Below are 11586 nucleotides of genomic sequence, written 5' to 3' on the forward strand. Positions count from 1 at the left end.
AAATGAAAGATAAAACAGAGGATTAAACAAAGATGTTTAAATGAACAGCTATATCTTGTTCATTTTATGATAAAATAGCGTTAAACTCGATAAGATGAAGTAGGTGAAGTAAGTTGAAATTAATGGTGAAAGCACCGGCTAAAATAAATTTGTCACTTGATGTGTTACATAAACGTCCAGATGGTTACCATGAAGTTAAGATGATTATGACAACAATTGATTTAGCGGACAGAATTGAACTTTCTGACCGTGAAGATGGACGAATTGTTATCTATTCTCATAATCGCTTTGTTCCAGATGACCAGCGAAATCTCGCTTATCAGGCAGCGCAGATTTTGAAGCGACGTTATAACATTTCAAAAGGTGTAAATATATTAATTGATAAACATATTCCAGTAGCTGCTGGATTAGCTGGAGGCAGCAGTGACGCGGCTGCTACATTACGCGGTTTAAATACGTTATGGGAATTAGGGTTATCATTAGACACACTTGCAGAAATAGGGGCTGAGATTGGCTCTGACGTATCTTTTTGCGTGTACGGAGGGACAGCTCTTGCTACAGGGCGCGGAGAGATTGTAGAGCATATTGAGGCACCTCCAAGCTGCTGGGTGATTTTGGCTAAGCCTGAAATAGGTGTTTCTACAGCAGATGTATATCGAAACTTAAAAATTGAAGAGATGGATCATCCTAAAGTAGATGAGATGGTTCACGCCATACAATCAGGAAATTATGATCAAATGTGTAGCCTTGTAGGAAATGTATTGGAAGCAGTAACGCTGAAAATGCATCCAGAAGTAGCTCTCATTAAAGAACAAATAAAGCGTTTTGGCGCCGATGCTGTGCTCATGAGCGGCAGTGGGCCAACTGTATTTGGACTTGTACAGCATGATTCACGTATGCATCGCATTTATAATGGATTACGTGGCTTTTGTGATAAAGTTTATGCAGTTAGGCTACTAGGTGAACGAATAACGCTTGAATAAATCCGTATGTTAATGTTATATTTACATTACAATATTCGGATTTTCAGGAGGATGTTATGAAGTTTCGACGTAGTGGACGATTAATTGATATGACCAACTATTTCATTCAAAACCCTCAGCGCCTTATCCCTCTTACGTATTTTGCAGATAAATATGATTCCGCAAAATCATCTATTAGCGAAGATATGGCGATTATTAAACAAACTTTTGAACAGCAGGGTATCGGAACTTTGGTTACGCTACCAGGGGCTGCCGGCGGAGTTAAATTCATTCCAAAGATGACGAATGAAGAAGCCGGTCAGCTTGTTCAAGAATTATGTGGGTTGATTGAAAAACCTGAGCGTTTACTGCCAGGTGGATATTTATATTTAACTGATATTTTAGGGAACCCTCGCGTTGTGAATAAAATCGGTCGCTTGTATGCATCGCTTTTTGCTAACCGCAAAATCGATGTGGTGATGACTGTAGCAACAAAAGGTATTCCTATTGCGTATGCGGTTGCTCAGTATTTAGACGTGCCCGTTGTTATTGTGCGCAGAGACAGTAAAGTAACTGAAGGATCGACCGTTAGTATTAACTACGTGTCGGGTTCATCTAAGCGCATTCAAACAATGCTGTTAGCTAAAAGAAGTTTAGCGGTCGGGTCAAATGTACTCATCATTGATGATTTCATGAAAGCTGGCGGTACTGTAAATGGAATGGTTAGCTTGCTTGAAGAGTTCGATGCAACTGTTGCTGGTATTGGAGTTTTAGTAGAATCAGAAGATATTGAAGAACGTTTAGTGGATGAGTATGTGTCCCTTGTACAATTAACAGATGTAAATATCAAAGATAAACAAATTCGTGTACAAGAAGGCAATTACTTAAAATATATTTGATCAAGTAAGGGAGAGGAACATATGTTACAGGTTCAAACAAAAAATGCACCGCAAGCTATTGGTCCATATTCACAGGGAATTGTTGTGAATAACTTGTTTTACAGTTCAGGTCAAATTCCACTTCGTCCAGATGGTACGTTGGTCGAAGGAGATGTTCAAGTACAAGCTACTCAAGTATTTGAAAATCTAAAAGCAGTTCTTGAAGAAGCTGGAGCTTCTCTAAATACAGTTGTAAAGGCAACCGTGTTCATTAAAGATATGAACGACTTCGCAGCGTTAAATGAAGTCTATGGCGACTACTTCGGGGACCATAAGCCGGCACGTTCATGTGTAGAAGTTGCGAGACTACCTAAAGATGTACTTGTTGAAATTGAAGTTATTGCGCTTGTTAAAGGGTAATTAAATTAACAAATTTCTAACAAAAAGCAAGTAACTTCCAATTGTTCACTTTTTTTGCGAAAATTTTCTAAAAATTTTTTCTGAATAGCAGGAAAACACAAAATTCTGTGGAATTAAGTATGTAAAGCTTCGCATAGAAAAAGGTGGTGAACAAGATGGAAGTAACTGACGTAAGATTACGCCGCGTGAACACTGAAGGACGTATGAGAGCGATTGCTTCAATCACATTAGATGGTGAATTTGTTGTTCATGATATTCGTGTGATTGATGGTAATAATGGCTTATTTGTAGCCATGCCAAGTAAACGTACACCGGATGGTGAGTTCCGTGATATTGCACATCCAATCAATTCAAATACTCGCGGAAAGATTCAAGATGCTGTTTTAGCAGAATATCATCGTTTAGGTGAGGTAGAAGTTGAATTCGAAGAAGCGGGTGCTTCGTAAACATATGATACATTAAGAGTCTACTGAAAAGTAGGCTCTTTTCTTTTTGATTACCACTTATATAATTTCACACCTTTGTAAAACTTTAGCATTACCAAAAAATAAAATTCATGACTTATAAATGATTCCTTGAAATGCTGTCATTTTTGATATAATATTCTTAATGGATAAAAAGGTAAAATTGGAGGCCTGTTATGTCAAAAAGATATGCAGTCATATTGGCAGCTGGTCAGGGTACACGTATGAAGTCATCTTTATATAAAGTGTTACACCCTGTGTGTGGCAAACCGATGGTGCAACACGTAATTGATCAGTTATCACGTTTGGATTTAACAAATTTAATTACAGTTGTAGGTCACGGTGCCGAAAAAGTGAAATCACATGTTGGAGATAAAAGCTTATTTGCTTTACAAGAAGAGCAGTTAGGAACAGCTCATGCAGTAATGCAAGCAGAATCTTTACTTGCACATGAAAAAGGTACGACAATTGTTGTATGTGGAGATACTCCGCTTATTACAGCTGAAACAATTGAATCTTTATTAAAGCATCATGAAGCAACAAATGCAATGGCAACTATTTTAACAGCTCATGCAGAAGATCCAACAGGATATGGACGCATCATTCGAAATGAACAAGGGTCTGTTGAAAAGATTGTGGAGCATAAAGATGCCACAGAACAAGAGCGTCTTGTACAGGAAATTAATACTGGTACGTATTGTTTTGATAATGAGAAATTATTTGAGACACTTTCAAAAGTTTCAAATGATAATGTACAGGGAGAGTATTATTTACCTGATGTTATCGAAATTCTAAAAAATGAAGGTCAAATTATTTCTGCATATCAAACATCCGATTTTGCTGAAACATTGGGCGTTAATGATCGATTTGCTCTGTCTCAAGCAGAAGAAACAATGAAAAAGCGCATCAACAAGCAGCATATGTTAAATGGAGTGACGATTGTGGATCCTTCTAACACGTACATTTCAGCAGATGCTGTCATTGGCAGAGATACGGTTATTTATCCTGGTACGGTTATTCAAGGAACAGTTGTAATTGGAGAGAATTGTGAAGTAGGACCTAACAGTGAAATTAAAGACTGCAAAATAGGTAATAATACTTCTATTCGCCATTCTGTTGCTCACGATAGTGAAATTGGTCACGAAGTCACAATTGGCCCATTTGCACATATTCGTCCTCAATCATTAATTGGAGATGAAGTGCGCGTAGGAAACTTTGTAGAAATTAAAAAAGCATCTTTTGGCAAAGGTAGCAAAGCTTCTCATTTAAGTTATATTGGAGACGCAGAGGTCGGAAAAGGTGTAAACTTAGGGTGCGGATCTATTACAGTTAACTACGATGGGAAAAATAAATTTTTAACAAAGATTGAAGATGGGGCATTCGTAGGATGTAACTCAAACTTAATTGCACCTGTAACAATTGGTGAAGGCGCCTATGTTGCAGCTGGTTCAACCGTAACGGATGATGTGCCAGGAAAAGCATTATCAATTGCTCGTGCGAAACAAGTAAATAAAGAAAACTATGCTGAAAAGCTTGATATTAATAAAAAATCCTGACGGAGGTTTCACAATAAAATGTCAAATGTATATGCTGATGAAAATTTAAAGTTATTTACGCTAAATTCAAACAAGGCTTTAGCTGAAGAGATCGCAAAAGTAATTGGTGTGGAATTAGGTAAATGTTCGGTTGATCGTTTCAGTGACGGTGAAATTCAAATTAACATTGAAGAAAGTATCCGTGGTTGTGATGTATTTATCATTCAATCAACAAGTGCTCCAGTTAACGAACACTTAATGGAATTATTAATTATGATTGATGCATTAAAACGTGCATCAGCTAAAACAATTAACATCGTTATGCCTTACTATGGCTATGCTCGTCAGGATCGTAAAGCTCGTGCACGTGAACCAATCACTGCCAAATTAGCAGCAAATATCATTGAAAAAGCGGGAGCTACTCGTATTATCACATTAGATTTACATGCTCCTCAAATTCAAGGTTTCTTCGATATTCCAATTGACCATTTAGTAGGTGTTCCAATTTTAGGTGAATACTTCAAAAGTAAAAACCTTGATGACGTTGTTGTTGTATCTCCGGACCACGGTGGCGTAACGCGTGCTCGCCGTTTAGCGGAACGTCTAAAAGCGCCGATTGCTATCATTGACAAACGTCGCCCACGTCCAAACGTAGCAGAAGTTATGAACATTGTTGGACAAGTGGAAGGAAAAACAGCAATCTTGATTGATGATATGATTGATACAGCTGGTACAATTACAATTGGTGCAAGTGCATTAATTGAAGCAGGTGCAAAAGAAGTATATGCTTGTTGTACACACCCAGTGCTTTCAGGCCCTGCGATTGAGCGTATTCAAAACTCTACAATCAAAGAGCTAGCTGTAACAAACTCTATTGCTTTAACAGAAGATAAGAAAATTGATAAAGTAACAGAACTTTCAGTAGCTCCGTTAATCGGTGAAGCGATTATTCGTGTTCACGAAGAGCAATCAGTTAGTACATTATTTGATTGATAAACAGAACCTCTTTCCATTTGGAAAGAGGTTTTTTTGAAAAAAATTTAAATGTGCTAACCCTTGATTTTAAAGCGCTTTGGACGGAAAGAACAAAGATATATTACTGTTCAAACTGGGTTTCATGTTTAGCAACCTTCTAAAAAGGGTACATTTTAAGTAGAAAACATACTGGAAGGTGAATAAAATGAGTATTTCAATTCAAGCAAATAAAAGAACGGATTTCAAAAATTCTACAAATAGAAAGATTCGCGACGAAGGAAACTTCCCAGCGGTTGTTTACGGAAATAAAACAGAATCCACACCTATTTACTTAAACAGTGCTGATTTTATTAAGACTATTCGTGAAGCAGGACGCAATGGAGTGTTAACATTACAAGTGGATAAGCAAAAATATTCCGTAATGTTACATGATATTCAAACTGATCCATTAAAAAACGAAATTGTCCACGCCGATTTCCAAGTGGTCGACATGAAGAAAGAAATTGATACTGAAGTTTCTTTATCTCTAGTAGGAGAAGCAAAAGGAACAAAAGAAGGCGGCGTATTACAGCAGTCTCTATATGAAATTTCATTAAAAGGCTTGCCGCAGGATATCCCATCGTCTATTGACGTAGATGTATCAGAGTTAGGAATTAATGATACAATCACAGTAGCGGATATTAAGGTAGATAAAAAGCTAGAAATTACGCATGATGCAGAAGATACAGTTGCTTCTGTGCTACCTCCTCAACAGGAAGAAGAGCCGGACAGCGGCGAAGTTCAGGATGCTAAAGGCGATGTTGAAGCAACAAAAGAAAAAGATAACAAAGAATAATATAAAAAGACGTAACCAAAAGGTTACGTCTTTTTGTGTGAATTGATTATAATAAAAGTGATACTATATAGTAATGTAAAACATTAAAGACATTTACCTATTATGTACAACTTACATAGAGTGGAAAGGAGTATCTATTTTGAAATTAATCGTTGGTTTAGGGAATCCTGGAAAAGAATATGACCGTACCCGTCATAACATAGGATTTATGGCAATTGATAAAATTGCTGAACAGTTTATGATTTCATTAGATAAAACAAAGTTTAACGGAATATATGGAACAGGTATAATAAAAGGAGAAAAAGTCATATTATTAAAGCCTCTAACATATATGAATTTATCAGGAGAAAGTATTCGCCCGTTAATGGACTATTTTGATATAGACGTCGAAGACTTGCTTGTTATTTACGATGACTTAGATTTACCGTGCGGAAAAGTAAGATTGCGTACAAAAGGAAGTCCGGGCGGCCATAACGGAATAAAATCAATTATTCAGCATTTAAAAACCCAAGAGTTTAACCGAATTCGTATTGGAATCGATCGTCCGAAAAACGGTATGAAAGTAGTTGATTACGTACTAGGGCGCTTTACAGAAGATGAAATGGTTCATATGGAAGAAGCGATGAAAACGTCTGTACACGCGAGTGAGGATTTTTTAGGTAAACCGTTCTTAGAAGTAATGAATCGCTATAATTAAGTAGAATAAAATTTCTCTCAATCGTCCATACTAACACTAAAAGATTTGGGAGGATTTGTATGTCTATTCATTATTTCTGTAGACATTGTGGCGCAAAAGTCGGTATGATAGAAAAGACAGCTCACAATACAGAAGCACTCGGTTTTAATCACCTAACCGCAGATGAACGAAAAGACTTTATTCACTACCATAATAGTGGAGATATCGTGGTTAAAATTATTTGTGAAGATTGTCAAGAAGCGCTAGAACGAAATCCAGACTATCATCAGTACGAAACATTTATACAATAAAAAGCTTTGGTCTCAAACCAAAGCGTTTTTCTGTTTAGTTTAGACATATCATGGGAGGAGGGAATTCCTTTGCGAGGGATTAGACAGCAATTTGAAGAAAATAAAGAAATTGGAGCTGTTGTCAGCAGTTTAGAAGAAGGTTTGAAAGAACAGTTAGTAACGGGAATTTCCGGTTCAGCTCGATCTGTATTAATGGCACTCTTAAATGAGGATAAAAAATACCCCTTATTAGTAGTGACTCATAATTTATATCAAGCTCAAAAAGTGTATGAAGACCTTTTGCATCTTTTACCGGAAAAAGACGTTTTCTTATACCCTGTTAACGATTTAGTTGCTACAGAAGTGGGGATTGCAAGTCCAGAATTAAAGGCTCAGCGAATTGAAGTACTCAATTATTGGAGTCAACATACAGGTGGAGTAGTTGTAACACCGCTTGCAGGAATTCGAAAGCTGCTGCCTCCTAAAGCAAGATGGGAGCAAACACAGCTGCCGTTTCAAATGGGAATTGACATCGACGTTGATCATTATTTAAAAAGGTTAGTTGAGTTGGGCTATGAGCGGGCATCGATGGTTTCAGCTCCGGGTGAGTTTAGTGTGCGCGGAGGAATCATTGACATTTATCCGTTAACAGAAGAGCTACCTGTCCGAATTGAACTATTTGATACGGAGATTGATTCCATTCGTACTTTTACAATCGAGGATCAACGCTCTCAAGAGCAGTTAAAAGAAATTTCAATCGGCCCTGCTACGGAAATCATTGTGAATCAAAATGAAGTAGCCCAAGGAATTGAAGAACTAGAAGCACAGCTGGCTTCGACGCTGCAACAAGTAAAAAACGCAGCGCTAAAAGCTACCTTAACAGAAAATATTAAAGGTGAAATCGAACAGCTGCGTCAAGGTCAACTTCTTGAAAATATGTTCAAGTATTTATCATTCTTCTACGAATCGCCTGCTAGTTTACTAGATTATTTACCAGAAGGCGGCCTTGTCATCTTTGATGAGACCACTCGAATTCAAGAAACGTCTGATCAGCTTGAAACAGAGGAAGCTGAATGGATAACCGAATTATTAGGACAGGGGCAAATTGTTCGAGACGTTCAATTATCTCATAAGCTCCCATCTCTTATTCAGCGAGCAAAACATCAGTTTTTATACTTATCGTTATTTTTGAAGCACGTATCGTATACTAGTCCACAAAATATTATTAATATTTCATGTAAGCAGATGCAGCAGTTTTACGGCCAAATGAACTTATTAAAAAGTGAAATTGAACGTTGGAAAAATGCTAATTATACGGTAGTCCTCTTAGGAGCAGATAAAGAGCGCGTGAAAAAACTTGAAGGTGTGCTGGCAGATTATGATATTGATTCATCTATTTTAGATGGAAATGGTCAGCTTGTGCCAGGTCTTGTTCAAATCATTGAAGGCGATTTACAAATGGGCTTTGAACTGCCGATGCAAAAATTAGCTGTTTTAACCGAGGAAGAATTGTTTAAAAAACGGGTAAAGAAATCAAAGCGTCGTCAAAAGCTTTCCAATGCAGAGCGTATTAAAAGCTATTCAGAGTTAAACGTAGGTGACTATGTCGTACACGTGAACCACGGTATTGGCCGTTACTTAGGAATGGAAACGTTAGAGATTAACGGTAATCATAAAGATTATATCCATATCAAATATGAAGGCTCTGACAAGCTGTACGTTCCTGTTGAACAGATTGATCAAGTACAAAAATATGTAGGCTCTGAAGGGAAAGAGCCAAAAGTATATAAACTTGGCGGAAATGACTGGAAGAAAGTGAAACGAAAAGTTGAGTCTTCTGTTCAAGACATCGCTGATGACTTAATTAAACTGTATGCAGAGCGTGAAGCAAGTAAAGGTTATGCATTTTCTCCGGATGGCGATTTACAGAGAGAATTTGAAACAGCTTTCCCTTATCAAGAAACCGAAGATCAGCTTCGTTCTGTACAAGAAATTAAAAAGGATATGGAACATGAAAGACCAATGGATCGTCTGCTTTGCGGAGACGTTGGATATGGAAAAACGGAAGTAGCCATTCGTGCTGCGTTTAAAGCTGTGACAGATGGAAAACAAGTGGCTATTTTAGTGCCAACCACTATTTTAGCTCAGCAGCATTATGAAACCATCCGTGAGCGTTTTCAAGACTATCCAATCAACATTGGGCTGTTGAGCCGCTTTCGCAGCCGTAAACAGCAGCAAGAAACAATTAAAGGGTTAAAAAACGGGACCGTAGATGTAGTGATTGGTACACATCGTTTACTATCTAAAGACGTGATTTATAAAGATTTAGGATTGTTAGTTATCGATGAAGAGCAGCGTTTTGGTGTAACGCACAAGGAAAAAATCAAGCAAATGAAAGCAAACGTTGATGTCCTTACACTTACAGCAACGCCTATTCCACGAACATTACATATGTCTATGTTGGGCGTAAGGGATTTGTCTGTTATTGAAACGCCGCCTGAAAATCGTTTTCCGGTTCAAACATATGTAGTGGAGTATAATCCGGTTCTAGTTCGTGAAGCGATTGAGCGTGAGTTAGCGCGTGATGGCCAAGTTTACTTTTTATATAATCGCGTAGAAGATATTGAACGAAAAGCAGAAGAAATTTCGATGCTCGTGCCTGATGCTAGGGTAACGTATGCCCACGGAAAAATGAATGAAACCGAACTCGAAGCGGTTATTTTAAGCTTTTTAGAAGGCGAATATGACGTGATTGTGAGTACAACCATTATCGAAACGGGAGTAGATATTCCAAATGTAAATACGCTTATTGTCAACAACGCTGATAAGATGGGATTATCACAACTGTACCAATTAAGAGGGCGTGTAGGTCGTTCAAACCGTGTGGCATATGCGTACTTTACGTATCACAAAGACAAAGTACTGACAGAAGTAGCTGAAAAGCGTCTGCAAGCTATTAAAGAATTCACCGAATTAGGTTCTGGTTTTAAAATTGCTATGCGTGATCTTTCAATACGTGGTGCCGGAAACTTACTGGGTGCTCAGCAGCATGGATTTATCGATTCTGTCGGTTTCGATCTCTACTCGCAAATGCTTAAAGAAGCGATAGAGGAAAGACGCGGGTCTGACGGAGAAAATGTGAAATTTAATGTAGAAATGAATCTGGACTTAGACGCGTATATTCCTGATCAGTACATTACAGACGGCCGCTTGAAAATTGAGATGTATAAGCGCTTTAGAGGAATTGAAGCACTAGAGGATATTCAAGAATTGCAGGATGAAATGATTGATCGTTTTGGAGAGTATCCGGCTGAGGTTGAGTATTTGTTTAAAGTAGCGGAAACAAAAGTATATGCAACGCAGAACTTAGTAGAATCTATTCTTCAGTCAAAACAAGAAATTTCTATTCTGCTGTCTGAAGAAGCGAGCTCAACGGTAGACGGCCAGAAATTATTCATGCTAGGTGATCAATTTGGCAGAATGGTCAGCTTAGGTATGGAAGGCAAGAAAGTAAAATTAGTGGTTAATGTAAAAGGACTTGCTCAAAAAGAATGGCTCAATATTGTGTACCAGTTAGTAAAAGGAGTAGCCACTGTTAAAAAAGAACAAGTTACGAATTAAAAAGAAGGCTCATTTTTGAGCCTTCTTTTTATATAGCCGAAATAAAAATACCCAAATCCCCATGTTTTGGCGGTTTTTTGGACATTTTTTTAATAAAAGCACACTTTTTAACAAAAAAAGAGATGGTTGGTGAATAGAAGTTGTAGAGTGAAGAATACTAACCTCAACAAAGGTGAACCTTTTATCATATAGCCATCAGTGATATTCACCAACTATTTTAATCATCATATGAAAGAGAGGCTTCAATGAATGAAAGCAACAGGTATTGTTCGTCGTATTGATGATTTGGGTCGCGTTGTGATTCCAAAAGAAATTAGAAGAACGCTTCGCATCCGAGAGGGAGATCCCCTAGAGATTTTCGTCGATCGCGATGGAGAAGTTATTTTAAAGAAATATTCGCCAATTAGTGAATTAGGAGACTTTGCAAAAGAGTATGGCGAAGCGCTATACGATAGCTTGGGTCATCCTGTACTTATTTGTGACCGCGATGTATTTATTGCGGTAGCAGGAAGTTCTAAAAAAGAATACTTAAATAAAAACATTAGTTCGTTAGTGGAATCTGTTATGGAAAGCCGCAGTTCTTCTTTAGTAACTGATGGGAAAAACCTTGAATTTGTCGATGGATACGAAGAAAATATTTCTTCTTACACAATCGGTCCGATTATTGCAAATGGAGATCCGATTGGAGCTGTTGTCATTTTCTCAAAAGATAAGTCCCTTGGTGAAGTAGAGCATAAAGCCGCCGAAACAGCAGCTAGCTTCTTATCTCGTCAAATGGAGCAGTAAGCGTAATTATCTTTATTTTACATTATTTACTGAAAAGGTAGCAGTTTCTGCTGCCTTTTTCATGCTGTCTTACCTTAGAAATAAAGAGAACATGATATAATGGTACGGTATTTTATTTATTGGAAAGTGCAGGATGTTTTATAA

Annotated in this window: 11 protein-coding genes; all 11 read left to right on the top strand. The window is 37.6% G+C overall.

The window, feature by feature from the left end:
* The first annotated feature begins 113 nt into the window (after positions 1-113).
* The 11 genes from ispE to spoVT all read left to right on the top strand — a co-directional run bounded on the left by ispE (position 114) and on the right by spoVT (position 11442).
* The gene (gene ispE, locus ACFX4W_RS07715) at positions 114-983 is read left to right on the top strand and encodes a 4-(cytidine 5'-diphospho)-2-C-methyl-D-erythritol kinase (RefSeq protein WP_013054861.1); all 870 of its coding nucleotides are present in this window, start codon (positions 114-116) and stop codon (positions 981-983) included.
* A 56-nt stretch (positions 984-1039) separates the two neighbouring features.
* The gene (purR, locus tag ACFX4W_RS07720) at positions 1040-1861 is read left to right on the top strand and encodes a pur operon repressor (RefSeq protein ID WP_013054862.1); all 822 of its coding nucleotides are present in this window, start codon (positions 1040-1042) and stop codon (positions 1859-1861) included.
* A 21-nt stretch (positions 1862-1882) separates the two neighbouring features.
* Entirely contained in the window at positions 1883-2260 is a 378-nt protein-coding gene (locus tag ACFX4W_RS07725; RefSeq protein WP_013054863.1) for a RidA family protein, read from the top strand.
* Between the two features lie 155 nt (positions 2261-2415).
* Positions 2416-2706: a septation regulator SpoVG gene (gene spoVG / locus ACFX4W_RS07730; RefSeq protein ID WP_013054864.1), complete on the top strand. Its 291-nt coding sequence runs from the start codon at positions 2416-2418 to the stop codon at positions 2704-2706.
* Positions 2707-2900: 194 nt separating this feature from the next.
* Positions 2901-4280: a bifunctional UDP-N-acetylglucosamine diphosphorylase/glucosamine-1-phosphate N-acetyltransferase GlmU gene (gene glmU, locus ACFX4W_RS07735; RefSeq protein ID WP_014462060.1), complete on the top strand. Its 1380-nt coding sequence runs from the start codon at positions 2901-2903 to the stop codon at positions 4278-4280.
* Positions 4281-4298: 18 nt separating this feature from the next.
* Positions 4299-5252: a ribose-phosphate diphosphokinase gene (locus tag ACFX4W_RS07740; RefSeq protein ID WP_013054866.1), complete on the top strand. Its 954-nt coding sequence runs from the start codon at positions 4299-4301 to the stop codon at positions 5250-5252.
* Positions 5253-5439: 187 nt separating this feature from the next.
* Positions 5440-6069 (top strand): 50S ribosomal protein L25/general stress protein Ctc, encoded by a 630-nt coding sequence (locus tag ACFX4W_RS07745; protein ID WP_043979020.1) that lies wholly within the window; start codon positions 5440-5442, stop codon positions 6067-6069.
* 139 nt (positions 6070-6208) lie between these two features.
* Positions 6209-6766, top strand: a complete 558-nt coding sequence (pth, locus tag ACFX4W_RS07750; RefSeq protein ID WP_052500310.1) for an aminoacyl-tRNA hydrolase — start codon at positions 6209-6211, stop codon at positions 6764-6766.
* A gap of 59 nt (positions 6767-6825) precedes the next feature.
* Positions 6826-7056: an anti-sigma-F factor Fin gene (gene fin / locus ACFX4W_RS07755; RefSeq protein ID WP_013054869.1), complete on the top strand. Its 231-nt coding sequence runs from the start codon at positions 6826-6828 to the stop codon at positions 7054-7056.
* A gap of 69 nt (positions 7057-7125) precedes the next feature.
* Positions 7126-10656, top strand: a complete 3531-nt coding sequence (gene mfd / locus ACFX4W_RS07760; protein ID WP_043979015.1) for a transcription-repair coupling factor — start codon at positions 7126-7128, stop codon at positions 10654-10656.
* Between the two features lie 249 nt (positions 10657-10905).
* The gene (gene spoVT / locus ACFX4W_RS07765; RefSeq protein WP_013054872.1) at positions 10906-11442 is read left to right on the top strand and encodes a stage V sporulation protein T; all 537 of its coding nucleotides are present in this window, start codon (positions 10906-10908) and stop codon (positions 11440-11442) included.
* The last annotated feature ends 144 nt before the right edge of the window (positions 11443-11586 follow it).

Origin of the sequence: Priestia sp. YIM B13489 (genome assembly GCF_042787645.1) — a bacterium.
GTDB lineage: Bacteria > Bacillota > Bacilli > Bacillales > Bacillaceae_H > Priestia > Priestia megaterium.